Below are 23,876 nucleotides of genomic sequence, written 5' to 3'. Positions count from 1 at the left end.
CGGCATCACTCACTGCCGGATCCGCAGCGAGAAGTCCGCAGCCTGGTCGGCGGCCTGCGCACGCTGGTTGACCAGCGCGCGCTTCTGCAATTCGGCGAAGGGCACACTCGTGTCGAGCCTTCCTGATTCGTACAGGTACTCGGGGACGTAGCCGCTCGCCAGGATCTTCCAGTTGAAGGGTGCGTGTCCGGGATTGACCAGCGTATGCGCCCAGATGTTGGTCGTGCAATTGGTGGTCAGCGTGTTGTAGAACTCGGCGTGCTTCTGCAGCGAGTTGATCTCCCTGACGTAATCGAGGAACACCCGCCGGACGTTCTCGACCGGCGCTCGCGTGCGGTACACGTAGACGTCCTCGGGCGGGTCCTTGCGGTAGTTGGTGCGCAGCCGGATCACGTCGCGCTCGTCGGCCACCACGTAATACAGCTCGTACTGGCGGAAGAACCCCTTGACCGTCGAATACGCTTCGCCCTTTTCCTTGCGCGTCTCGATGGAAACCGCCAGGTGGTCACCGCCGGCGAAGACAAAACTCACGAAGACATGCGCGATCGCCGGGCCCATCCAGTAGACGGCGACGGCATCGACGCCTTCCAGTTTCGAGACGTCGAAGCGCTTGTCATAGTAGGCGGGCCTGTAATCCAGTTCGCTGCGATAGTCGAAGTTGCGGATGTTGTGCATGGTGACGATGTCGCCCTCGACCGTTGCATACGGCAGCACCGCCACGTCGGTCTGCCAATCGCGGTCGTTGCTCGGTTCGAGACTGAAGAACCACCCGAGCGCCGCTGCGAACGCGACCAGCTCGACACCGGCCATGCGCCATCGCCAGCGCTTGACCGGAAGCGCCAGGACTGCGGCAACGGCGATGAGCGCGAACAGCGATGCCAGCGCGGTGCGCACGCCGTCACTGTGCGGGCCGGAGTAGAGCAACGCTAGCGCACCCCAGGCACCCGCTCCCAGCATGACGAGCGCGAGCAGGAGCCAGCCCACCGCAGCGAAGACGCGCTTCATCCCGACGGCGCCGTCACGATGGGCGCAGCCGTGGCCTGGACGGTTTCGGCGAGCGAGAGAAGGAGCATCGGCAGCTCGAAAGCGTCAGCCGGCCGCGTGCGACGCGCCCAGCGGTGCGCCGTGCGCCGACTTCGCCTGCCGGCGCTTGAGCGCCAGCCAGGCGCCCGCGCTGATTCCCGCGGTGGCCAGCAAGGCGCCGCCAGACAGCATCGCCAGGCCGGTCACGCCGTTGCCCAGCGAGCAGCCCAGCGCGGTGATGCCGCCGAAGCCCATGAGCAGCGCGCCGGCGCTGTGCTCGCCCAGTTCGCCCGGCGTCCGGAACGATTCCAGGTGGAAGTCGCCGCGCCACTTCGCCGTGGCAAAGCTGCCCAGGAGCACGCCCAGCGCGAGCGTCACGCCGAAGGTGGCGACCGTCGCCTTGTCCGACCACAGCGTCAGCAGGTCCAGCGCATGCGCCAGCGGCGCGGAGAAGGACAGCCCTTCGGGCCGTTTCGACTGCGTGCCCAGCCAGGCGGGCTCCAGCGTCTCCGGATGTTCCGGCAGGAAACCGAGGTGGCCGGTGAGGAAGAAGGCGGCCGCCACCAGCAGGCCGACCGCGACGCCGCCGAACCAGTGCGCCGGCCTCAGCTGCGCGCGCATGCGCCAGGCGAAGGCGAGCACGGCCGCCGTGATCGCGAGCGTGACCAGTCCGCGCAGGACGCCCGGCGCGACGGACCAGGCGCGGCCGGCGATGCCGCCCAGGTCCTGCGTGCCGCCCAGGCCCACCGCGACTGCGTCCAGGCCGCTGGCCCGCAACGGCGCGAAGGCGCCGCGCAGCGTCATCGTCGACACGATGGCGATCAGCACCAGCGTGAGCAAGGCCTTCAGGTTGCCCTGGCCCGCCTTCACCAGGCAGCGCTGCGGGCAGCCGCCGGCGAGGATCATTCCGTAGCCGAACAGCAGTCCGCCCACGAGGTACGAGACCCAGGGAAAGCGCTCGCCCCAGGCGATCGTGCGGCTGCCGTCGAACAGGCCGGCCGCGAGCAGCGCCTGCACCGCGATCGCACCGACGGCGATGGCGAGCAGCCACGACACGAGACGGCCGGGGCTGCGCAGCGTCACCCAGTCCGCGATCGCACCGCGCACGCAAAAGCGCGTGGCCTGCCCCACCGCGCCGAGCAGCAGGCCGAGGACCAGGCCGCCGGCGACGACGAGCTGGGCAAGGGTGTTCGGATCGAGGGCAGGGCGCATGGTTGGGGGGGGACGGCGGGACGGCGCGCACGGGCGTGGCGAAGCGGCGCAGTTTACCGTCCGGCAGCGCTTCGCCGCCCCCGGGCTTCCCTCAGGGGCCGTGGCGCCGCGGCCCGCGATCGAGCACGCGGTCGGTGAAGGCGGCACCGATCCACATGGACACCAGCGCCACCCAGGCGGTCAGCGAGAAGATCGAGCCGCCGCTGAGGCCTGCGCCCACCGCGCAGCCGCCGGCCAGCATCGCGCCGAACCCCATCGCGATCGCGCCGGCGATGTAGCGCCGCATGCTGTAGCCGTCCTTGAAACCTTCCAGCTGCAGGTTGCGACCCAGCAGCGCGCCGAGGAAGGAGCCCGCGAACACGGCGGGCAGGAAGCCGAAGTCGAAGCCGATCGCCAGGCCGGGGCTCGCCACCACGCGCATCAGCCATTCCGCGGACGGCCCGCTGAAGGTGAGGCCCTGGATGGGAACGACCTGGAACGACGCGGCCGCCACCCGGGCGGTGAACGCCCACGCCAGCGCAACCGCCAGGCCGGCGCCGATGCCGCCGATCCATTTCCACGGGTCGCGCCGGCTGCGCAGGGCAAACCACAGCGCCGCCAGCAGCCACAGCGCGCCGAACACCAGGCCGGCACGGCGATCGAGATGCGCCACCGAAAGCAGGTCGCGTGGACTGCCGCCTTCCACCGTCCACCAGCTGCCGATCTCGTTGCGCATTGGGGCCAGCACGCCGGCCAGCGCGGCCTGCGCGGTCACCGCGAACACCAGCCCCGACAGCAGCGCGCGCAGGTTGCCGGTGGCGGAGAGCACCAGCAGCCGGCTGGCGCAGCCGCGCGTCATGATCATCCCGGCGCCGAACAGCAGGCCGCCGACGATGGCGCCCGACAGGCTGCCGCGCGCGGCCAGCTGGCGGGTGTTGCCGACGTCGATCCAGCCCGCGAGCCACAGCGCCTGCACGCCCACCACCGCCGCCGCAAAGGCGAGCAGCCACACCGCCAGCTTCTCGCCCGGCTGCCCGCGCGCGAACTCGATCACCGCCGCGCGCAGGCAAAAGCCGGAGCGCTGCGCGAAGAAGCCGAACAGCAGGCCGATGGCCGCGCCGCCGGTGGCCAGCACCGCCGGGTCGCCTGCGCGTTCGAGGAGGGTTGGAAGGTCCATTTGCTTGGTCCGTGCGGTTCGATGCTCACGGTTGCACGGCACCCCGGCATTGACGGGCATCAAGCGCGATCCTTGATCCATCCAAAAAGAAGCAACTAGTGATATACCCTGAAGCCCGGATGGCCGCGGCCCGGTTATCGTCACCCCGTTGGAGCGCCGGTTCGCGCCCCATTCGGAGCCTCGCCATGACACGTTTCGCCCGGCTGTTCGCCGTCTTCGCCGCCTGCTGGATGCTCGCCTTCGCGGCGCTGGCGCAGGACAAGGTGGTCTACCACATCGACGACGCCGAAGCCCAGGCCACCAAGGGGCTGCGCAACATCCGCAACCACCTCGACGTCGCGCCGGACACGAAGATCGTGGTGGTCACGCACGCGCTGGGGATCGACTTCCTGATGGAAGGGGCGAAGGACAGGAAGAACCCCAACATCGACTACGCGTCGCTGGTGAGCGCGCTCAAGGCCCGGGGCGTGCGCTTCGAGGTCTGCGAGATCACCCTGAAGAGCCGCAACGTGCGCAAGGACCAGTTCACCATGGACGCGGATTTCACCCCCTCCGGCGTGGTGCGCATCGGCCAGCTGCAGTCGCGCGAGGGCTACGCCTACATCAAGCCCTGACGCGCACGGCAGGACGGACAAGGAAGGGCAGGACTTCGATGGCAAGACGATCGACGGCAGCGGCGGAACAGTCCGCCGGCGTGGAAACGGACGAGGTCTTCGAGATGGCGGCGGAGGTGTTCCGCGTCATGTCGGCCCCCATGCGCCTGAAGATCATCAGCTGCCTGTGCAACGGCGAGAAGAACGTCAGCCAGCTGCTCGAGGAGATCGTCACCACCCAGCCCAACATGTCGCAGCACCTGAACACGCTGTACCAGGCGGGGGTGATCGGCCGGCGGCGCGATGGCGTGCAGATCTTCTACCGCATCATCAACGACCGCGTGGTCACGCTGTGCCGGGCCGTCTGCACGCAGATCGCGATCGAGTCCGACGCGAAGGGCTGAGGCCTCCGCGGAGCGTCCCGGCCATGCGCTTGTCTTCCCGCTTGTCCGTCGCGCTCGCGGCGCTGCTCCTTGCCGCGGCGACGTGGGCGCAGCAGCCCGCCCCGCGCCAGGTGGCGGCGCAGCAGGTGTCGCCGTCCGCCTGGTTCGTGCAGGGCGATGCGGCGCTGGGCAGCCGCGCCAACCGCAACTTCATCTCCAACGCGGGCTTCATCGTCACGCCCGCCGGCGTGGTGGTGATCGACGCGCTGGGTTCGCCGCAACTCGCCAGGGAACTGCTGGCCGAGATCGCACGCGTGACCCCGCAGCCGGTGACGCACGTGATCGTCACCCACTACCACGCGGACCACATCTACGGCCTGCAGGAATTCCGCAAGCGCGGGGTACGCGTCCTCGCCCACCGGGCCGCCCTGGAGTACCTGAATTCGGACACCGCGGCCGGCCGCCTGCAGGCGTCGCGCGCGGAGCTCGCGCCCTGGATCGACGCGGACACGCAACTGGTGACGCCCGACCAGTGGCTGGACGGACCGACCGAGCTGGTGCTGGGCGGCGTGCGCATCCAGGTCCAGCCCGTGGGCCCGGCGCACACGCCGGAGGACCTGGTGGTGTTCCTGCCGGGCGAGCGGGTGCTGTTCGCCGGCGACATGGTGTTCCGCGGCCGCGTTCCCTTCGTGGGGCAGGCGGACAGCCGCCAGTGGATCGCCGCGCTGGACCTGCTGCTGAAGATGAACCCGGAGGTGGTGGTGCCCGGTCACGGCGCGCTCTCGACCTCGGCGCGCGACGACCTGCAGCTCACCCGCGATTACCTCGCGTTCCTGCGCGAGTCCATGGGCGTGGCGGCGCGCGAGATGGAGCCCTTCGAGGAGGCCTACGCGCGCACCGACTGGTCGCGCTTCGAGCACCTCCCGCTGTTCCGTGCGGCCAACCGCATGAACGCCTACAACACCTACCTGCTGATGGAGCGCCAGCTGCGCTGAAGCCGGGCGCGGCATCCCCGGGTTTGTCCCGAGGAGCAGCCGGCCGGCGAAGACTTAAAGTTCTCCGTAATTCTGCGAATGCTTATATTCGACAGTTGCAATACATGAGGACGCGCGCGTGACTTCCCTTCCTCCGTCCGGTCGGCTGCTCAAGGCCCCGGAGAACTTCATCGCCCCCGCCGGGGTGCGGCAGGTCTTCGCCGAGGCCAGGGAGGGCCGGCGCGACTTCCTGCGCAGCGCCTTTGCGGCCGCCGCGGCCGGGATGACGGCGGGCGCCGCCGTGGCGCAGGCCGGCGGCGACCCGGCCATCCTGGAGCTGCCCGAGCACTCGCGCGGCCTGGGCCAGCCGGTAGTGACCGATGGCTACGGCAAGCCCTCGAAGTACGAGCGCAACGTGCAGCGCCGCCAAAGCCCCGGCCTCACGCAGACGCCGCAGGCCTCGGTGTCGTTCGCGCCGTTGCAGTCGCTGTTCGGCATCGTCACGCCCAGCGGCCTGCACTTCGAGCGCCACCACCAGGGCTGGTGGGACATCGATCCGACGAAGCACCGCTTCATGGTCAACGGCCTGGTGAAGGCGCCCAGGGTCTTCACCATGGACGAACTGATGCGCCTGCCTTCGGTGTCGCGCTTCCACTTCATCGAGTGCGGCGCCAACACCGGCATGGAGTGGGGCAACGTGGCGGTGCCGACCGCGCAGTACACGCACGGCATGCTGTCCTGCAGCGAGTTCACCGGCGTGCCGCTGATCACCTTGCTGCAGATGGCGGGCGCGGACCTGAAGAAGGGGCGCTTCCTGCTGGCCGAGGGCGCCGACGGTTCCTCGATGACGCGCACCATTCCCATGGGCCTGATCGAGTCGGGCGAGGTGCTGGTCGCCTACGGACAGAACGGCGAGATGCTGCGCCCCGAGAACGGCTACCCGCTGCGGCTGGTGGTGCCGGGCGTGCAGGGCGTGAGCTGGGTCAAGTACCTGCGCCGGGTCGAGGTCGGCGACCAGCCCTGGGCGACCAAGGACGAGACGGTGCACTACGTGGACCTGATGCCCGACGGCCAGCACCGCCAGTACACCAGCATCCAGGAATGCAAGAGCGTGGTGACCACGCCCTCGGGCGGACAGGTGCTTCTCGACAAGGGTTTCTACAGCATCACGGGCCTTGCGTGGTCGGGCCGCGGCAAGGTCAAGCGCGTCGATGTGTCCGTCGATGGCGGGCGCAACTGGCGCACGGCGAAGCTGCAGGAACCGGTGATGAGCAAGTGCCTCACGCGCTTCAACATGGACTGGGTGTGGGACGGAAAGCCGGCGATCCTTCAGAGCCGCGCCACCGACGAGACAGGCTACGTGCAGCCCACCAAGGGACAGCTGAAGGCGGTGCGCGGCACGCGCTCGATCTACCACAACAACGCCATCCAGTCCTGGCTGGTGCAGGAAAGCGGCGAGGTGAAGAATGTCCAGGTGGCCTGAGCTCCTGCTGGCCGTGGCGCTCGCGGGCGCGGCGTGCGCGGCGCCGGCGCAGGAGCGCTTTCCCGGCATCGGCCGCGCGGCCACGCCCGCCGAAGTGCAGGCCTGGGACATCGACGTGCGCCCCGATTTCAAGGGCCTGCCTGCCGGCTCCGGCTCGGTGGCCAAGGGCCAGGACGTGTGGGAATCCAAATGCGCCAGCTGCCACGGCGTGTTCGGCGAATCCAACGAGGTGTTCAACCCGCTGGTGGGCGGCACCAGCGACGAAGACATCCGGACCGGCCGCGTGGCCAGCCTGCGCCGCACCGACTTTCCGGGCCGCACCACGCTGATGAAGGTCTCCACCGTGTCCACGCTCTGGGACTACATCAACCGCGCGATGCCTTGGAACCAGCCCAAGTCGCTGTCGGTGGAGGAGGTGTACGCGGTGACTGCCTACCTGCTGAACCTGGGGCGCATCGTCCCGGACGATTTCGTCCTGAGCGACCGCAACATCGCCGACGTCCAGCAGCGACTGCCCAATCGCAACGGCGTGACCACGGGGCATGCGATGTGGCCCGGCAAGGAGATCGCCGGCGCGGCCAGGCCGGACGTGCAGGGGACGGCGTGCATGGCGAATTGCCCGGTCGAAGGCAGGATCGCCTCGACGCTGCCGGACTTCGCCCGCAATGCGCATGGCAATCTCGCCGAGCAGAACCGGCTGGTGGGCGCGCAGCGCGGCATCGACACGCGGCCGCCGGAGAAGGTGGCCGTGGCGCAGGGCGCGGTCGCATCCCCGGCCACCGCCATGCCCACCGAGCTGCTGCAGAAGAACAGCTGCACCGCCTGCCATGCGCCGGACCGCAAGCTGGTGGGTCCGAGCTGGGCGGACGTTGCGAAGAAACACGCGGGCAAGGGCGAGTACCTGGCGGGCAAGATCCGATCCGGCGGCTCCGGCACCTGGGGCAGCATCCCGATGCCGCCGCAGGCGATCAGCGCCCACGAGGCGAGCCAGATCGCCGACTGGCTGGCGGGCGGCGCCCGCTGACGCAGGGATTGCCCCAAGGCGGGGCGCACCCCGAAGACATTAGGATCGACTTAAGTATTCCAGGAGAGCAGCAAATGCAGAATCGACGCGAAACCCTCAAGCAGTCGCTGGCCGTGGCCGGCCTGCTGGGCGCCACGGGACTCTTCCCGCGCGAGGCCTTCGCCTTCAACAACGTGGCCTTCGACGCCAAGAACGTGAACGATGCGGTGAAGGCGTACGGCGCCGGCGCCCCGGTGGAAAGCAAGGACGTCTCCCTCACCGCGCCCGACATCGCCGAGAACGGCGCCGTCGTGCCGATGGCGGTGGCTTCCACGCTGCCCAACCTCAAGCACCTGCTGGTGCTGGTGGAAAAGAACCCGAGCAGCCTGGTCGCCAAGTTCGACATTTCGGATGCGGTGGAGCCCAGCTTCTCCACCCGCGCCAAGATGGGACAGACGTCCGACGTCTACGCGGTGGCGATCACCAAGGACAACAAGGCCTTCTTCACCAAGAAGGAAGTCAAGGTCACGCTGGGCGGCTGCGGCGGCTGAACCGCGCGCGATCCGACCCCCCACAGAATCAGGAGCACACCATGGCAGACCCGATGCGCATCCGCGCACAGATGCAGGGCGACAAGGCGGTCGTCCGCGTCCTCATGAGCCACGAGATGGAAACCGGCCAGCGCAAGGACAGCGCGGGCAAGGTCATTCCCGCCTGGCACATCAACGAAGTGAGCGCCACGCACAACGGCAAGCCCGTGCTGAGCGCCGAGTGGGGACCCGCGGTCGCCAAGAACCCGTTCCTGCAGTTCACGCTCAAGGGCGCGAAGGCCGGCGACAAGGTCGCGGTCACCTGGAAGGACAACCGGGGCGACACGCGCACCGACGAAGCGACGGTCAGCTGAACACCCCGCAGGCAGTGCACAAGAAAACGAAGGAGACACCGATGCGGAGCACCCTGTGGCCCGTCGCCGTGGCGCTGGCCTGTGCGGCCGGCAGTGCCGCGGCGCAGAAGACTCCCGCGCAGGCGATCGACGAGTACCGCGCCATGCTGGCCGACGGCAATCCGGCCGACCTGTTCGAGGCCAAGGGCGAGGGCCTGTGGAAGCAGAAGCGCGGCCCGAAGAACGCATCGCTGGAACGCTGCGACCTGGGCAAGGGCCCCGGCGTGGTGAAGGGCGCGTTCGTCGAGTTGCCGCGCTGGTTCGCCGACACCGGCAAGGTGCAGGACCTGGAAAGCCGGCTGGTCAGCTGCATGGAGACGCTGCAGGGCTTCGACGGCAAGGCCATCGCGAAGACGGAGTTCGGCAAGGGCGAGATGGCCAACGTGACGGCGCTGGCCACCTACGTCGCCGCCGAATCGAAGGGCCTCGCCTTCAACCTGCCGCAGGCGCATCCGATGGAGCGCGCCTTCTACGAATCCGGCAAGCGCCTGTTTTTCATGCGCGGCGGCACCCACGACTTCGCCTGCGCGTCCTGCCACGGCGAGGACGGCAAGCGCATCCGCCTGCAGGACCTGCCCAACCTCACGAAGAATCCCGGCGACGGCGTCGGCTTCGCCGCGTGGCCGGCCTACCGCGTGTCCAACGGCCAGATGTGGGGCATGCAGCTGCGCCTGAACGATTGCCTGCGCCAGCAGCGCTTCCCCTATCCGGAATTCGGCAGCGACGCGTTGACGGCGATCTCGACCTACCTGGGCGTCAATTCGAAGGGCGCGAAGTCGGCGGCCCCGACCATCAAGCGCTGACGGGAAGCACCATGAAGAAGATTTCCATCACCCTCCTGGGCCTGGCCATCGCCGCGGCCGTGGTCGGTTGCGGCACCCTGGGCGCCGGCGCGGACGTCGACAAGCTGACGCAGGACATGGTGCGCGGCGCCTTCCGCAGCGAGGGCATCGCCAAGGTCGAGCGCGTCACCGCCACCGACGAGACGTTGAAGCTTTGCAGCGCCGCCGATGCGGCGGGCAAGCCGCTGGAACCCGCGGTGGCCAAGCGCATCGAGGCCGACAACCTCAAGACCGTCAAGTGGCCGTCCGACGGCAAGTTCCTCGGCGACTGGAAGCAGGGCGAGCAGATCGCGCAGAGCGGCCGAGGCCAGACCTGGACCGATGCCGCCGGCCAGCCCAATGGCGGCAACTGCTACAACTGCCACCAGATCAGCAAGGAGGAGATCTCCTTCGGCACGATCGGTCCCAGCCTCTACCACTACGGCAAGCTGCGCGGCGTCGCCGACCCGAACGGCGCCGCCGCCAGGCCGGTCGTGGAATACACCTGGGGCAAGATCTGGAACGCCAAGGCGTACAACGCCTGCTCCAACATGCCGCGCTCCGGCCACATGGGCAACCTCACGGAGCAGCAGATCCGGCACATCATGGCGCTGCTGCTGGACCCGGCCTCGCCGGTCAACAAGTAAGCACGCCGCGCAAGCCAGCGCGGTCTCCGGTGGCCCGGGTTCGTCCCGGGCTTTTTTTCCCCCGGGATAGATCAGTCACTCCTTCAAACATGAACCTCTCCAAGCGCGAGTTCCTGCAGGTGATGGGCGCCGCTTCTGTTGCCGGCATGGGCCTGGGCCGCTGGGCGGACGCCGATGCGCAGACCGCCGCCAACGCGCTGTACGACCTGCCGCGCTTCGGCAACGTCTCGCTGCTGCACATGACGGACTGCCACGCGCAGCTCAAGCCGATCCACTTCCGCGAGCCCAGCGTCAACCTGGGCGTGGGTGACATGCAGGGCCGGCTGCCGCACCTGGTGGGCGAGCAGTTGCTAAAGGCCGCCAAGGTGCCCGCGGGCAGCGCCGAGGCGCACGCGCTCACCTATCTCGATTTCGAGCAGGCCGCGCGCCGCTACGGCAAGGTCGGCGGCTTCGCGCATCTCTCCACATTGGTGAAGCGCATGAAGGCGAGCCGCCCGGGCGCGCTGCTGCTCGATGGCGGCGACACCTGGCAGGGCTCGGCGACCTCGCTGTGGACCAAGGGCCAGGACATGGTCGACGCGGCCAAGCTGCTGGGGGTGGACGTGATGACCGGCCACTGGGAATTCACGCTGGGCATGGAGCGCGTGAAGGAGATCGTGGAAAAGGACTTCGCGGGCAAGGTCGACTTCGTCGCGCAGAACATCAAGACCACCGACTTCGGCGACCCGGTGTTCAAGCCCTACGTGATCCGCGTGATCAATGGCGTGCCGGTGGCCCTGATCGGCCAGGCCTTCCCCTACACGCCCATCGCCAATCCGCGCTACCTGGTGGCCGACTGGGAGTTCGGCATCCAGGACCAGAACATGCAGAAGATGGTCGACGAGGTGCGGGCCAAGGGCGCGCAGGTCGTCGTCGTGTTGAGCCACAACGGCATGGACGTGGACTTCAAGATGGCCAGCCGCGTCAGCGGCATCGACGCCATCCTGGGCGGCCACACGCACGATGGCATGCCGGTCGCGTCGTTGGTGGCCAACAAGGGCGGCAAGACCATCGTCACCAACGCCGGCTCCAACGGCAAGTTCCTGGGCGTGCTGGACTTCGACGTGAAGAACGGCAAGCCGGCCGACTTCCGCTACCGCCTGCTGCCGGTGTTCGCCAACATGCTCCCCGCCGATGCGCAGATGGACGCGCTGATCACGCGCATCCGCGCGCCCTACGAGGCGAAGCTGGCCGAGAAGCTGGCGGTGACCGAAGGCACGCTGTACCGCCGCGGCAACTTCAACGGCTCGGGCGACCAGCTGCTGATCGACGCGCTGATGGACGTGCAGGGCGCCGAGATCGCCTTCTCGCCCGGCTTCCGCTGGGGCACGTCGCTGCTGGCGGGCCAGGACATCACGCGCGAATGGCTGATGGACATGACCGCCACCACGTATTCCTACGCCACCGTCAGCACCATGAGCGGCGAAATGCTCAAGACCGTGCTGGAGGACGTGGCGGACAACCTGTTCAATCCCGATCCCTACTACCAGCAGGGCGGCGACATGGTGCGCGTGGGCGGGCTGCAGTACACGATCAATCCCACGGCGGCGATGGGCCGGCGCATCGAGGACATGCGCCTGGCCGGCAAGCCGATCGAGGCGGCGCGCAACTACAAGGTCGCGGGCTGGGCGCCGGTGGCGGAGGAAGCCGCCAAGGCCGGCAACAAGCCGGTGTGGGAGCTGGTGGAGCAATGGCTGAAGGCGCGCGGCGGCAAGGTCGCGCCGCGCCAGGTCAACGTGCCGAAGATTTCCGGCGGCCTGCCGAATGCGGGCTACGCGCAGGCGTGAGCCAGGGGGATCCTAGAATCCCCGCATGACCCCTGCCGAGCTGTCCGCCCTGAACACGCAGGTGCTGTGGTCGGCCTGGGGCATCGCGGTGGGCTTCGGCGCGCTGGTGCAGCGCACCGGTTTCTGCACCATGGGCGCGGTGAGCGACGCGGTCGTGATCGGCGACTTCACGCGCCTGCGCCAGTGGGCGCTGGCCGCCGCGGTAGCCACCTTCGGCTTCGCGGCCTTCGCCGCGAGCGGCGTGCTGGCGGCGCCGCAGACCCTCTACGCATCGACCCGCTGGCTGTGGTTGTCCGCGCTGGTGGGCGGCGGCCTGTTCGGTTTCGGCATGGTGTTGTCCTCGGGCTGTGTCAGCAAGACGCTGGTGCGCGTGGGCGGCGGCAGCCTCAAGTCGCTGGTGGTGATGCTGGTCGCGGGCCTCACCGGCTTCGCGACGCTGAAGGGACTCACGGCGGTCTGGCGCGTCAACACCGTGGACCGCGTGGCGCTGGACTTCGGCGTGAACGCGGATGCGGCGACGCTGCTGGCGCGCGCGACCACCCTGTCGGCGGCGCAGGCCTCGCTGGTCGCCGGCGGCCTGCTCGGTGGCGCGCTGCTGCTGTTCGCTCTCGCGTCGCGCGAGGCGCGCCGGCCGCGCAACCTGCTGGCCGGCGCCGGCATCGGTGCGCTGGTGCTGGCGATGTGGTGGGTCACCGGCCATCTCGGCCATCTCGCGGAACATCCGCAGACGCTGGAGGAAAGCTGGCTGGCCACCAACTCGACGCGCGCCGAGGGCCTGAGCTTCGTGTCGCCGGTGGCGTACGCGCTGGACTGGCTGATGTTCTTCAGCGATGCGGGCAAGCGCCTGACCGTCGGCATCGTGTCGGTGGCCGGCGTCATCCTGGGCTCAGCGGCGATGGCGCTCGCGCGGCGCAGCTTCCGCTGGGAGGGCTTCGCCGGCACGCCCGACCTGGGCCACCATCTCGCGGGCGGCGTGCTGATGGGCGTGGGCGGCGTGACGGCGATGGGCTGCAGCATCGGCCAGGGCGTCACCGGCCTGTCCACCTTGAGCCTGACCAGCGCGGCGGCCGCGGCGGCCATGATCGCGGGCGCGGTGGCCGGCGTGAAGTACCAGGCATGGCGGCTGGAGCGCGAGGCGGACTGAGGCATCGTCGCCGTGCGGATCCGCGGCCAGCTCGACCATGGCGCGAAGACACGCAGCGGCCTCATGGCACTTGTGGGCCTGCCCGATCGCATGCTCTTGCGTCGCCGGGACATCGGGTGTACATAGCAAGCGGACCTGCCTCGGGACGACCGGGGCAGCATGCGCAGACGCCTCGGCAGTCCCGGGCTGATCCACACCGATGGATGGCCAGCGTGACCGCAGAGAGGATTCGCCGCTCCGTGCTGCGCGCGCGATAGGGAGGTCATCATGGACACTCTCGTGGGTACGCGGAGCTGGCATTGGCGGGCGCCCGACTGGGCCGCCGCGGCGGTCGCGGGATTGGGCGCCGGTGCGGTGCTGATGGTGCTGGACCTGGTGTGGTCCACCCTCTTCAATCCCGACGGCCCCTGGCGGACCTCGCACATGATCGCGCCGATCTTCATCGGCACCGAGAAGCTGCGAACGACCGGCTATGCCTTCAGCGCCACCGTCGTGTCCATCGCGCTGGCGGTCCACTACCTGCTGGGGATCCTGTTCGGCCTCGTGCTGGGCGTCATCATGGCGCAGCTGCGCCTGGACGAGTCCCCCGCCTATGCGCTGGTGGCCGGGGCGATGATGGGCATCGCCATGTACCTCCTGAACTTCGAGGCCCTGGTGGGCTTCTTCCCCTGGATGGCCGACCTGCGCGGCGTCGACACGCTGGCGGCGCACGTGGTCTTCGGGGTCGTGGCGGGCCTGCTGTACTGGAGGCTCAAGAGAACCACCGCGGAGCCCTGAACGTGGCGATCGCGATCGCGCTGATCGGGCTGGCCCTCGGCTCCGTGCTGTTCCATTTCCTGAGCCCCTGGTACTTCACGCCGATCGCATCCAACTGGCACGCCATCGACACCACGATCTCCATCACCTTCTGGGTGACGGGCATCGTGTTCGTCGCCCTGAGCCTGTTCATGGCCTGGGCCGTGATCCGCTTTCGCCACCGCGAAGGCGGGCGCGCCGCCTACCAGCCCGAGAACAAGAAGCTGGAGGTGTGGCTGCTGCTCATCACGGCTGGCGGCGTGGCCGCGATGCTGGCGCCGGGCCTGCTGGTGTGGGCGGACGTCATCCACGTGCCGAAGGATGCGCAGGTGGTGGAGGTCGTGGCGCAGCAGTGGAACTGGAGCTACCGCCTGCCGGGCAAGGACGGCAAGCTGGGGACGGTGCATCCCCGCTTCACGAGCGAAGCCAACCCCTTCGGCATGAACCCGGCCGATCCCAACGGCAACGACGACGTGCTGCTGGCCAGCCCCGAGCTGCATGTCCCGCTGGGCCGGCCGGTGGAGTTGCTGCTGCGCTCCAAGGACGTGCTGCACAACTTCTCGGTGGCGCAGTTGCGGGTCAAGATGGACCTGGTGCCGGGCATGGTGACGCATTCGTGGTTCACGCCCACGCGCACCGGCTCCTTTGACCTGCTGTGCGAGGAACTGTGCGGCATCGGCCATTTCGCCATGCGCGGCCGGATCGTGGTCGAGGAGCCCGCTGCCTTCCAGGCCTGGCTGGACCGGCAGTCCACGGTGGCGCAGGCGGCCGCGCGGGTGCCCGGCGACGCGGTGGCCGGCAAGGCGGCGTATGCCACCTGCGCGGCCTGCCATGGCGCCAACGGCGAAGGCAACGTCGCCACCAACGCGCCCAAGCTGAGCGGGCAGGGCGCCTGGTACCTCGAGCGGCAGCTGCGGCAGTTCAAGCAGGGCGCGCGCGGCACGCACGCCAGGGACGTGTTCGGCAAGATGATGGCGCCGATGGCGGCCACCTTGGCCGACGACACCGCCATTGCCAACGTCGTCTCCTACATCGCGAGCCTGCCGGACACGCCGGCGGCGGCCACCGTCCAGGGCAACGCCGACACGGGCGCCCGGCGCTTCGCGACCTGCGCCGCCTGCCACGGCGAGGACGGACGCGGCATCGCGGCGACGAACGCGCCCCGGCTCAAGGGCATGAGCGACTGGTACATGGCCAGGCAACTGGGAAATTTCCGTGACGGTGTCCGCGGTGCGCATCCGCAGGACATCTACGGGGGCCAGATGGCGCTGATCGCCGGAATGCTGGCCGACGACGCGGCGGTCCGCGACGTCATCGCCTACATCAACACGCGTTGACCCGGGGACCCGCCATGTCTGCCTACGTTGCCCACGACGAATCCGACTTCGCACCGCCCGCCGAGGTGGCGGAGCCCGAGCTCTACCACCCCAAGACCTTCATCGGCAAGTACGTCTGGAGCCAGGACGCGAAGGTGATCGCAATCCAGTACGCGGTGACGGCGATCGGCATCGGCCTGGTGGCGCTGGTGCTGTCGTGGCTGATGCGGCTGCAGCTCGGGTTTCCCAACAGCTTCGCCTTCATCGACCCCAGCCGCTACCTGCAGCTGGTGAGCATGCACGGGATGATCATGGTGATCTACCTGCTGACGGCGCTGTTCCTGGGCGGCTTCGGCAACTACCTGATCCCATTGATGGTGGGCGCCCGCGACATGGTGTTCCCCTACGTCAACATGCTCAGCTACTGGCTCTACCTGCTGGCGGTGATCCTGCTGGTGGTGAGCTTCTTCGTGCCCGGCGGGCCCACGGGCGCGGGCTGGACGCTCTATCCGCCGCAGGCGATCCTGGACGGCACGCCGGGCGCGCAGTGGGGGATCATCCTCATGCTGGTGTCGCTGGGGGTCTTCGTCATCGGCTTCACCATGGGCGGCCTCAACTACGTGGTGACGGTGCTGCAGGCGCGCACGCGCGGCATGACCATGATGCGGCTGCCGCTGACGGTGTGGGGCATCTTCATGGCCACCATCCTGGCGCTGCTCGGTTTCCCCGCCCTGTTCGTCAGCGCCATCATGATGCTGCTGGACCAGACGCTGGGCACCAGCTTCTTCATGCCGGCGCTGATCTCCAAGGGCCGGCAGATGGCGTACTCGGGCGGCAACCCGCTGCTGTTCCAGCACCTGTTCTGGTTCTTCGGCCACCCCGAGGTGTACATCGTGGCGCTGCCCGCCTTCGGCATCGTCTCCGACCTGATCAGCACGCACGCGCGCAAGAACATCTTCGGCTACCGGATGATGGTCTGGGCGATCCTGATCATCGGCGGCCTGAGCTTCATCGTGTGGGCGCACCACATGTACGTCAGCGGAATGAATCCGTACTTCGGCTTCTTCTTCGCCACCACCACGCTGATCATCGCGGTGCCCACTGCCCTCAAGGTCTACAACTGGGTGCTGACCCTGTGGCGCGGCAACATCCGCCTGAACGTGCCGATGCTGTTCGCCATCGCGTTCATCTTCACCTTCGTCAACGGCGGCCTCACCGGGCTGTTCCTGGGCAACGTGGTGGTGGACCTGCCGCTGTCGGACACCATGTTCGTCGTCGCCCACTTCCACATGGTGATGGGCATCGCGCCGGTGCTGGTGGTGTTCGGTGCCATCTACCACTGGTACCCCAAGATCACCGGGCGCATGCTGGACGACACGCTGGGCAAGCTCCATTTCTGGGTCACCTTCCTCGGCACCTACGCCATCTTCTACCCGATGCACTACCTGGGGTTCATGGGCGTGCCGCGCCGCTACTTCGCGATTGCGGGGACCAACTTCATCCCGGACTCGGCGCACTCGCTCAACGCGGCGATCTCCATCGCGGCCTTCATCGTCGGCGCCGCGCAGATGGTGTTCCTGTACAACCTGGCGGCCAGCTACTTCCGCGGCCGGCCTTCCGGCCCGAACCCCTGGGAGGCCACCACGCTGGAGTGGCAGACCCCGGACACGCCGCCGAAGCACGGCAACTTCGGCAAGGAGCTGCCGGTGGTGTACCGCTGGGCCTACGACTACGGCGTGCCCGGCGTGAAGACCGACTACATCCCGCAGAACGTCCCGCCCGCGGAAGTGGCCGCCGAGGCCTGGACCCGGGACGTGCTGCCGGTGGGCCGGGGAGCGTGACGCCATGACCATCGGCCTGGTGTTCCTCTCCCTGCTGATGGCCGCCATCCTGTGGTGGCTGTTCCGGCAGACCCTGAACGTGCAGCCCTGGCACGCGCACGCGGTGGCGCACGCGGTGCGCGGGCCGGGGGCGCCTCGGCCGGCCGCCAAGACCGCGCTGTGGGTCTTCCTGGCCGTCGTCACCTCGCTGTTCGTGCTGTTCGTCAGCGCCTATGCCATGCGCCTGGGGCTGGCCGACTGGAGCCCGCTGCCGCGGCCGCGGCTGCTGATGTTCAACACCGCGCTGCTGGTGTGCGCGAGCCTGGCGATGGAGTGGACGGTGCATGCAGCCCGCCGCGGCGACACGGGCCAGGTGCGGCGCGGCCTGGCGGCCAGCGGCGTGCTGACGCTGGGCTTCCTCGCGGGGCAGCTGTTCGTCTGGAAGCAACTGAACGACGCGGGCTATCTCGTCTCCACCAACGCCGCCACCGCCTTCTTCTACCTGTTCACCGCGGTCCACGGCCTGCACGTGCTGGGCGGCCTCGTGGCCTGGGTCCGGGCGACCGACCGCGCGTGGCGCGGGGGGGACCCGGCGCGCGCGCGACTGGGCGTGGACCTGTGCGCGACCTACTGGCACTACCTGCTTGCCGTGTGGGTGGCGCTGTATGCGCTGATCGTGTCGAACGGCATCGGGCTGGCGATCTGCTCGGCCACGCCCTTGTGATCGGAGCCCAGGCCATGAACATGCGTGACGCAAGTACGACGACGGCGACGGCGACGGCGACGCTGCAAACGCCCGCGGGGTGGCGCAGCGCCGTCGCGGACGTGTCCTCGGACCAGCGGGCGTTCAAGGACGTCCCCTGGGGCAAGCCGATGATGTGGATCTTCCTGCTGAGCGACACCTTCATCTTCGGCAGCTTCCTGATCTCGTACATGACGGTGCGCGTATCCACCACGGTGCCCTGGCCCAACCCGAGCGAGGTGTTCTCGCTGATGCTGTTCGGCCGGAACGTGCCCCTGCTGCTGATCGCGATCATGACCTTCATCCTGATCAGCAGCAGCGGAACGATGGCGCTGGCGGTGAACTACGGCTACCGGCGCGACCGCCGGACCACCTTCTGGCTGCTGGTGGCGACGGCGGCCCTGGGCGCCACCTTCGTCGGCATGCAGGCCTTCGAATGGTCCAAGCTGATCCATGAGGGCGTGCGGCCCTGGGCCAATCCCTGGGGCGCGGCCCAGTTCGGCTCGTCGTTCTTCATGATCACCGGCTTCCACGGCACGCACGTGACGATCGGCGTGATCTTCCTGCTGATCGTGGCCACCAAGGTGCGGCGCGGCGACCTCGAGCGCCAGCGGCCCGGCTTCCTGACCGGCCGCCGGGGCAACTACGAGATCGTCGAGATCCTGGGCCTGTACTGGCACTTCGTGGACCTCGTGTGGGTCTTCATCTTCGCGTTCTTCTATCTCTGGTAGGGCCGTCCATGGAACACGCAGAACACCATCACGCACCCGGCGGGGAGCCGCCCGCCGCGCAGCCCCATGGCCAGCAGCATCCGCTCGGGATCTATTTCAAGATCTGGGGCCTGCTGTTCGTGCTGAGCGCGGCGTCCTATGCGGTCGACTACTTCCACGTCCAGGGCCTGCTGCGCTGGACGCTGATCATCGTGTTCATGCTGCTGAAGGCGGGCCTGATCGTCTCCGTCTTCATGCACATGATGTGGGAGCGGCTCGCGCTGGTGTACGCCATCCTGGTGCCGCCCCTGCTGCTGATCACGCTGCTGGCGATCGGGGCGCTGGAGGGCGAATACACCTTCGGGACGCGAGGCACCTTTTTCGCACCGGCCAGCCAGCAGCCGGCGCCGCCGCAGTGAACACCATCTTGTTGCGGGGCAAAGCCCCAGGGAGTCAAGCATGAGCAGACGTATCTATTGGCTGTTGCCCGACCTGGAAAGCGCCCAGACCACCATGGACGACCTCCTGTTGACGGGCATCGAGGCGCGCCACATCCATTTCGTCGCGCGCGAGGGCAGCGACATGACGGGCCTGAACACGGCCAACCTGCTCCAGACCTCCGACGTCGTGCGGGCGGCGGAGCGGGGCCTGATCATCGGCGCCGGCGTCGGCGCCCTGTTCGGCGCGCTGGTGGCGGTGCACTACCCGCTGGTCGGCGACCAGCCGCAATGGGGCGTGGCCGCCGTGCTGGCCGTCGTGGGCGGGGTGTTCGGCACCTGGACCTCGTCCATGATCGGTGTCTCCACGCCAAGCAAGCGGCTGGAGCGCTTCAACGCGGACATCGAGAAGGGCCGGATCCTGCTGATGGTCGACGTGCCGCTTTGGCGGGTCGAGAAGGTCGAGGCCCGCCTGCGCGCCCTGCACCCGGAGGCGCACCTCGAGGGCTCCGAGCCGGACATCCCGGCCTTCCCCTGAAGCGGCTGCGGCCGCGCCGGCCGCGGCCCGCGAGCGCCGAAGAAGGAACAGAAGATCGTCGCCGCCGGTGCGGCCAGCGGCGTGGCTGCGATGGCGCTGGGCGTGTACCCGGGGATGATCCTGTTCGTGCGTACGGCATCGTCATGGGCCGGTGAGCGCGCATCCTCGCAATGACATCCGCACGAAAGGTCCCATGAACCCATCCCCTCTCGCCGCCTGGCACGAACTCGTCCGGTCCCACGATCCGGGCGGCCTCGATGCGCTGCTGGCCGACGACGCGGTGTTCCACTCGCCCGTGGTGCACACGCCCCAGGTCGGCAAGGCCGTCACGCGCCAGTACCTGGCGGCCGCGTTCGAGGTGTTCTTCAACGAGTCGTTCCGCTACACGCGCGAGGTGGTCGGCGCGCGCGATGCGGTGCTGGAGTTCCAGGTCGACATCGACGGCGTCGGCGTCAACGGCGTCGACATGATCCGGTGGAACGACGAGGGCCGGATCGTGGACTTCAAGGTGATGATCCGCCCGCTCAAGGCGATCAACCTGATCCACCAGCGCATGGCCGCGATGCTGCAGGCCAGGCGCTGAGGCGGCGCAGCGGGCGGCCGCGCGCCGTCCTGCCCGGCCTCAATCGGCTTCGCTGGCCTCCGTCACGCTGTACACGAGTGGCGTGAGCTCGCACTTCGCCGTCAGCGAGTTGGTGACGAGGCAGGCCCGCTTGGCCTTGTCCAGCACGGCGAGAGCGATCGATTCCTGCGTCGTGGGCGGAATGCCCAGGCGCGGCGCGATCGTGAACGCGGTGAATCGCGTGACGCCGTCCACGCGGTCCAGCACGGCCTGGACGTCGACGTCCAGGTCCAGCCACTCCAGCCGGGAGGCACGCGCCACGGCGCGGAACGACAGGATGAAGCAGTCCGCCACCGAGGCCAGCAGCAGCGTCTCGGGCGACCAGTAGCCTTCGGGGCCGCCGAATTCCGGCGGCGGCTGCGTCTCGATCGCGGGCAGGCCGTCGGCCACGACGCCCACGCTGCCGGAGGTCGTGCCGGAGGCGCGGGCCGCGTAGCGGTGCGGCAGGGGATGCGGCAGGCCGGCCATCTCAGGCCTTCACCTTGCAGGTGCTGAAGCCCAGCATGGCGTAGGGCGGGCACCAGCCCACCACCCCGGTCAGCAGCGGGACGATGCCCAGCCAGCCCCACCAGCCCACGGTTCCGGTGGCGGCCAGAGCCATCAGGGCCAGGCCGACGAGGATGCGCAGCACGCGATCGATACCACCGACGTTCGCTTTCATGACTTTCTCCTTGATGATGGGACGATTGCAGCAACCGCCGGCCCGCACGTCTGTGACTTTGGTTACCCAGCCTCGGCCACGCGGCGCAGCGCCGCGCTGTCGCGGATGCGGATGCGCTCGCGCGCCAGTTCGATCCAGCCCTCGCGCTCGAAGCGGCGCAGCAGCCGCGTGACCATCTCGCGCACCGTGCCGAGCACGTCGGCCAGGTCCTGGTGGGTGACCGCCAGTTCGGGTCCGTGCCCCAGCAGTGCGGCAGCGAGTCGCCGGTCCAACCGCTGGAACGCGACGGCATCGATCAGCGCGGTGAGGTCGGCCATGCGTTCGGCGAACAGGCCCAGCACGTAGTCGCGGAAGGCGGGCTGCGCCAGCCAGGAGCGGAACACCTGCGGCGGCACCATCAGCAGGCGCGTCGGCCGGGTCGCGACGGCCTGCGCCGTCAGAGGCTGCGTGCGGAACAGCGAGGCGCTGGAGACCAGGCACATCTCGCCCGGCGCCAGCCGGTACAGCTCCAGCGCGCGGCCATCCTGCGACGGGCGCGAGACGCGGACCTCGCCATCCAGCAGCAGCGGGAAGCCCTGGCAGGGATCGTTCGCGGAAAACAGCACGGCGCCTGCCGGCGCCGTCAGCGCCCTCGCGGCCACGTCAGCAAGCGACGCTTCCAGTCCGCGCAACTGCGGATAGAGCGCCAGCACCTGCTGCAGGGTCGCGCCGGGAGGGGAGGAAACGTCCATGCTCCCATGGTGGGCGCGGCAACGCGCGCAACCTTTGACGGGCGTCAAGCGGGTGGCTTGCCGAGCCGCTGGCTCCGGGGGCCTGCGCGGCAGGACGTCTTCGCGCAGGTTGCTAGGCCCGCAGCGGCGCGCGATGCGCGTCGACCCAGTAGGCCCAGGCGACCAGCAGCCACTGGGCCTCGCCCACCCAGGCGATCGCGGTCACGCCGGGCGGCGGCGGGCCGGTCAGGTTGCCGGCGTACACCAGCGCCAGGAACAGCACCAGGCCCGCCAGGCCGAAGACGCCCACGCGGTCCAGCGCCCGGGTGCTGCGCGCGTAGAGCCACACGCCGATCAGGAAGATCGGCACCTCGGCCAGCAGCGTGCCCGCGCGCGAATTCCACAGGCCCAGGCCCACCAGCGTGCCGATGCCGGGCGCCAGCGGCAGGTCCGGCTCGTGCACCAGCGCGTCCAGCAACCAGTGGCTGAGCACCAGCAGGCCGACCACGACGGCGCCGCGCACGTTCCTGCGCAGCGCGCCGTACCCGCCGCCCAGAGCGATGCTCCACGCGATCACCATCAGCAGGCTGTGCGACCAGGGATAGTGCTCGAACGCCAGGGGGGTCACCGCGGTGGCGCCGGGCTGGATGCGCACGGACTCGGCGCCCACCAGCAGCAGCGTGGGCCACAGCAGGTCCAGGAACTGCGCGGCCAGGAAGGCCGTGCCCAGCGACAGCCGCGGCGTGGCGCGGCGGGCGGCGAAGGCGAGTCCGAAGTGACCGATGAACATGGGGGATTTGTGAGGCGGGGCGCGCGGCACAGGCCGGCCGCGCACACGCCTGTACGGCAGTCTGCCCCCGGCCCCTGCCTCAAAGCTTACGCCGGCACGGTGCCCGGCCTCACCACCAGGGCTTCTGGCCCGGTTGTGCGACGCTGTGGCAGCGCTCGCACGTGTACAGGGCGGTGAAGGCCACCGTGCCGTGGCAGGTGCCGCAGGATTCGCCCTGCAGGATGCGCGTCATGGTGGTGGGATTGGCGCCTGCCTTGGGTGCGAACAGGGCGTCGTGGCAGTTGGCGCAGGCCAGCCACTGCGTGTGCGCGGCATGCGGGAAGCGCACCCAGGGCATCTGTGCCGTGTTCTTCATGACGATGTCGAGGTCGAGCGCCTGCATCGGCGCACCCGCGCCGGCGACCGCGCCGCGCGGCTGGATCGCGCCCTCGCGCAGCGCGCGCACCCAGTCGGGCTTGCCGCGCCCGTCGCGGGGCAGCGAGCTGAAGGCTTCGGCGGGCTGCTGCAGCGCGCCGGCCGCGGGGCTTGCCGCATCGACCGGGGGCGGGTTGGGCTTCACCTCGGTCGGCGGCTCGGGCAGGGTACCGAACAGGTCGGGCTGCTGTTGCTGCTGCGCGAGCGCGGCGCCGACCAGGCCGGCCAGCGCCAGCGCGCACGCGGCGGCGCCGGCGCGCAGCAGCGCAGTCGCGCGGGAGGGGCGGGGATCTTCCATGGGACGAGGGCTGTGTCGATGCTAGCGCAAGGTGTTTGCGCTAAGGTGTGCGCATGAAACTTCCCGCCTCCATCGTCCAGGCCTTCACGCCCACCGGGCGGCTGCGCGCATCCATCAACCTCGGCAATCCCATCCTCGCGGGCAAGGACCCGGCGAGCGGCGCGCCCCAGGGCGTCTCCATCGACCTGGCGCGCACGTTCGCGCAGCGGCTGGGCGTGGAGCTGGAGCTGGTGGTGTTCGACACCGCCGGCAAGTCGGTGGACGCCGTGGCGGCGGAACAGGCCGACATCGGCTTCTTCGCCATCGATCCGAAGCGCGGCGAGCACATCCGCTTCACGGCGCCCTACGTGCTGATCGAGGGCTGCTACCTGGTGCGCGCCGATTCGCCGCTGCAGTCCAACGAGGAAGTCGATCGCGCGGGCACGCGCGTGGTGGTGGGCCGCGGCAGCGCCTACGACCTGTTCCTGTCGCGCGAGATCCGGCAGGCGGAGATCGTGCATGCGCCGTCCTCGCCGGCGGTGGTGCGGCACTTCGTGGACAGCGGCGCCGAAGTGGCGGCCGGCGTCAAGCAGCAGCTGGAACAGGATGCCGCGCGCCTGGGCGGCATGCGGCTGCTGCCCGGCCGCTTCATGGTGATCCGCCAGGCGATGGGATGCCCCAAGAGCCGGGGCGAGGAAGCCGCGGCCGCGCTGGCCGGCTTCGTGGAAGAGATGAAGGCCTCGGGCTTCGTCGCGCAGGCGCTGGCCCGTCATGGCATCGAGGGTGCATCCGTGGCGCCGGCCGAAGACGGCGCCGGCTGAGCACGGCCGCTTGTA

At 69.3% G+C, this 23,876-nt stretch carries 28 protein-coding genes; 20 read left to right on the top strand and 8 right to left on the bottom strand.

Features of this window, described 5'->3' with window-relative positions:
- Positions 1-9: 9 nt before the first annotated feature.
- From AC1DSA_RS09250 to AC1DSA_RS09240, 3 genes are all read right to left on the bottom strand, one after another.
- Positions 10-1,005: an Lnb N-terminal periplasmic domain-containing protein gene (locus tag AC1DSA_RS09250; protein ID WP_477888312.1), complete on the bottom strand. Its 996-nt coding sequence runs from the start codon at positions 1,003-1,005 to the stop codon at positions 10-12.
- An 84-nt stretch (positions 1,006-1,089) separates the two neighbouring features.
- Entirely contained in the window at positions 1,090-2,235 is a 1,146-nt protein-coding gene (locus AC1DSA_RS09245) for a YeeE/YedE family protein (RefSeq protein WP_477888310.1), read from the bottom strand.
- A 91-nt stretch (positions 2,236-2,326) separates the two neighbouring features.
- Positions 2,327-3,391 (bottom strand): YeeE/YedE family protein, encoded by a 1,065-nt coding sequence (locus AC1DSA_RS09240; protein WP_477888309.1) that lies wholly within the window; start codon positions 3,389-3,391, stop codon positions 2,327-2,329.
- 185 nt (positions 3,392-3,576) lie between these two features.
- On the opposite strand from AC1DSA_RS09240, the gene AC1DSA_RS09235 reads away from it, so the two are divergent.
- The 19 genes from AC1DSA_RS09235 (at position 3,577) to AC1DSA_RS09145 (ending at position 20,149) form a co-directional block, all read left to right on the top strand.
- A complete protein-coding gene (locus AC1DSA_RS09235; protein WP_477888307.1) occupies positions 3,577-4,005 on the top strand; it encodes a DsrE family protein in 429 nt (142 codons plus the stop codon).
- 38 nt (positions 4,006-4,043) lie between these two features.
- Entirely contained in the window at positions 4,044-4,388 is a 345-nt protein-coding gene (locus AC1DSA_RS09230; RefSeq protein ID WP_477888305.1) for an ArsR/SmtB family transcription factor, read from the top strand.
- Between the two features lie 23 nt (positions 4,389-4,411).
- On the top strand, positions 4,412-5,362 hold the full coding sequence (locus AC1DSA_RS09225) for an MBL fold metallo-hydrolase (protein WP_477888303.1): 951 nt from the start codon (positions 4,412-4,414) through the stop codon (positions 5,360-5,362).
- Between the two features lie 118 nt (positions 5,363-5,480).
- Positions 5,481-6,824, top strand: a complete 1,344-nt coding sequence (gene soxC / locus AC1DSA_RS09220) for a sulfite dehydrogenase (RefSeq protein WP_477888301.1) — start codon at positions 5,481-5,483, stop codon at positions 6,822-6,824.
- A complete protein-coding gene (locus AC1DSA_RS09215; RefSeq protein WP_477888299.1) occupies positions 6,808-7,848 on the top strand; it encodes a c-type cytochrome in 1,041 nt (346 codons plus the stop codon). Before soxC ends, AC1DSA_RS09215 begins: the two co-directional genes overlap by 17 nt.
- Before the next feature lie 74 nt (positions 7,849-7,922).
- On the top strand, positions 7,923-8,378 hold the full coding sequence (gene soxY / locus AC1DSA_RS09210; protein WP_477888297.1) for a thiosulfate oxidation carrier protein SoxY: 456 nt from the start codon (positions 7,923-7,925) through the stop codon (positions 8,376-8,378).
- Between the two features lie 41 nt (positions 8,379-8,419).
- Positions 8,420-8,731, top strand: coding sequence for a thiosulfate oxidation carrier complex protein SoxZ (gene soxZ, locus AC1DSA_RS09205; RefSeq protein WP_477888295.1), 312 nt, complete (start codon positions 8,420-8,422; stop codon positions 8,729-8,731).
- A 41-nt stretch (positions 8,732-8,772) separates the two neighbouring features.
- Positions 8,773-9,573 (top strand): sulfur oxidation c-type cytochrome SoxA, encoded by an 801-nt coding sequence (gene soxA, locus AC1DSA_RS09200; RefSeq protein WP_477888293.1) that lies wholly within the window; start codon positions 8,773-8,775, stop codon positions 9,571-9,573.
- Positions 9,574-9,584: 11 nt separating this feature from the next.
- Positions 9,585-10,238, top strand: a complete 654-nt coding sequence (gene soxX, locus AC1DSA_RS09195) for a sulfur oxidation c-type cytochrome SoxX (RefSeq protein WP_477888292.1) — start codon at positions 9,585-9,587, stop codon at positions 10,236-10,238.
- Between the two features lie 89 nt (positions 10,239-10,327).
- Entirely contained in the window at positions 10,328-12,064 is a 1,737-nt protein-coding gene (gene soxB, locus AC1DSA_RS09190) for a thiosulfohydrolase SoxB (RefSeq protein ID WP_477888290.1), read from the top strand.
- A gap of 25 nt (positions 12,065-12,089) precedes the next feature.
- Positions 12,090-13,208, top strand: a complete 1,119-nt coding sequence (locus AC1DSA_RS09185; protein ID WP_477888288.1) for a YeeE/YedE thiosulfate transporter family protein — start codon at positions 12,090-12,092, stop codon at positions 13,206-13,208.
- Positions 13,209-13,475: 267 nt separating this feature from the next.
- A complete protein-coding gene (locus AC1DSA_RS09180) occupies positions 13,476-13,985 on the top strand; it encodes a hypothetical protein (RefSeq protein ID WP_477888286.1) in 510 nt (169 codons plus the stop codon).
- A 2-nt stretch (positions 13,986-13,987) separates the two neighbouring features.
- Positions 13,988-15,340: a c-type cytochrome gene (locus AC1DSA_RS09175; protein ID WP_477888284.1), complete on the top strand. Its 1,353-nt coding sequence runs from the start codon at positions 13,988-13,990 to the stop codon at positions 15,338-15,340.
- 14 nt (positions 15,341-15,354) lie between these two features.
- Positions 15,355-17,160, top strand: a complete 1,806-nt coding sequence (locus AC1DSA_RS09170; RefSeq protein WP_477888282.1) for a cytochrome c oxidase subunit I — start codon at positions 15,355-15,357, stop codon at positions 17,158-17,160.
- A 4-nt stretch (positions 17,161-17,164) separates the two neighbouring features.
- The gene (locus tag AC1DSA_RS09165) at positions 17,165-17,863 is read left to right on the top strand and encodes a cytochrome c oxidase subunit 3 (protein WP_477888280.1); all 699 of its coding nucleotides are present in this window, start codon (positions 17,165-17,167) and stop codon (positions 17,861-17,863) included.
- Positions 17,864-17,883: 20 nt separating this feature from the next.
- Complete coding sequence (locus AC1DSA_RS09160) at positions 17,884-18,612, top strand: heme-copper oxidase subunit III family protein (RefSeq protein ID WP_477888707.1); 729 nt, start codon at positions 17,884-17,886, stop codon at positions 18,610-18,612.
- Positions 18,613-18,620: 8 nt separating this feature from the next.
- The gene (locus AC1DSA_RS09155; protein WP_477888278.1) at positions 18,621-19,010 is read left to right on the top strand and encodes a cytochrome C oxidase subunit IV family protein; all 390 of its coding nucleotides are present in this window, start codon (positions 18,621-18,623) and stop codon (positions 19,008-19,010) included.
- Positions 19,011-19,050: 40 nt separating this feature from the next.
- A complete protein-coding gene (locus tag AC1DSA_RS09150; RefSeq protein ID WP_477888276.1) occupies positions 19,051-19,566 on the top strand; it encodes a DUF1269 domain-containing protein in 516 nt (171 codons plus the stop codon).
- A gap of 193 nt (positions 19,567-19,759) precedes the next feature.
- Positions 19,760-20,149 carry a nuclear transport factor 2 family protein gene (locus tag AC1DSA_RS09145; protein WP_477888274.1) on the top strand — a complete coding sequence of 130 codons (390 nt, stop codon included), beginning with the start codon at positions 19,760-19,762 and terminating at the stop codon, positions 20,147-20,149.
- A 39-nt stretch (positions 20,150-20,188) separates the two neighbouring features.
- On the opposite strand, the gene AC1DSA_RS09140 is transcribed toward AC1DSA_RS09145, so the two are convergent.
- From AC1DSA_RS09140 to AC1DSA_RS09120, 5 genes are all read right to left on the bottom strand, one after another.
- A complete protein-coding gene (locus AC1DSA_RS09140; RefSeq protein WP_477888272.1) occupies positions 20,189-20,656 on the bottom strand; it encodes an OsmC family protein in 468 nt (155 codons plus the stop codon).
- Position 20,657: 1 nt separating this feature from the next.
- On the bottom strand, positions 20,658-20,849 hold the full coding sequence (locus AC1DSA_RS09135) for a YgaP family membrane protein (protein WP_477888270.1): 192 nt from the start codon (positions 20,847-20,849) through the stop codon (positions 20,658-20,660).
- 62 nt (positions 20,850-20,911) lie between these two features.
- Positions 20,912-21,580 carry a Crp/Fnr family transcriptional regulator gene (locus tag AC1DSA_RS09130; RefSeq protein WP_477888268.1) on the bottom strand — a complete coding sequence of 223 codons (669 nt, stop codon included), beginning with the start codon at positions 21,578-21,580 and terminating at the stop codon, positions 20,912-20,914.
- Between the two features lie 112 nt (positions 21,581-21,692).
- Positions 21,693-22,349, bottom strand: a complete 657-nt coding sequence (locus AC1DSA_RS09125; RefSeq protein WP_477888266.1) for a hypothetical protein — start codon at positions 22,347-22,349, stop codon at positions 21,693-21,695.
- Between the two features lie 109 nt (positions 22,350-22,458).
- Entirely contained in the window at positions 22,459-23,061 is a 603-nt protein-coding gene (locus AC1DSA_RS09120) for a c(7)-type cytochrome triheme domain-containing protein (RefSeq protein ID WP_477888264.1), read from the bottom strand.
- 53 nt (positions 23,062-23,114) lie between these two features.
- Between AC1DSA_RS09120 and AC1DSA_RS09115 the strand changes: the two genes are divergently transcribed.
- Positions 23,115-23,861: an ABC transporter substrate-binding protein gene (locus AC1DSA_RS09115; protein ID WP_477888262.1), complete on the top strand. Its 747-nt coding sequence runs from the start codon at positions 23,115-23,117 to the stop codon at positions 23,859-23,861.
- The last annotated feature ends 15 nt before the right edge of the window (positions 23,862-23,876 follow it).

This window comes from Ramlibacter sp. P4_H7, assembly GCF_056400765.1.
Note: the sequence above shows the minus strand (reverse complement) of the source record. Positions and strands in the feature narration are given on the sequence as shown.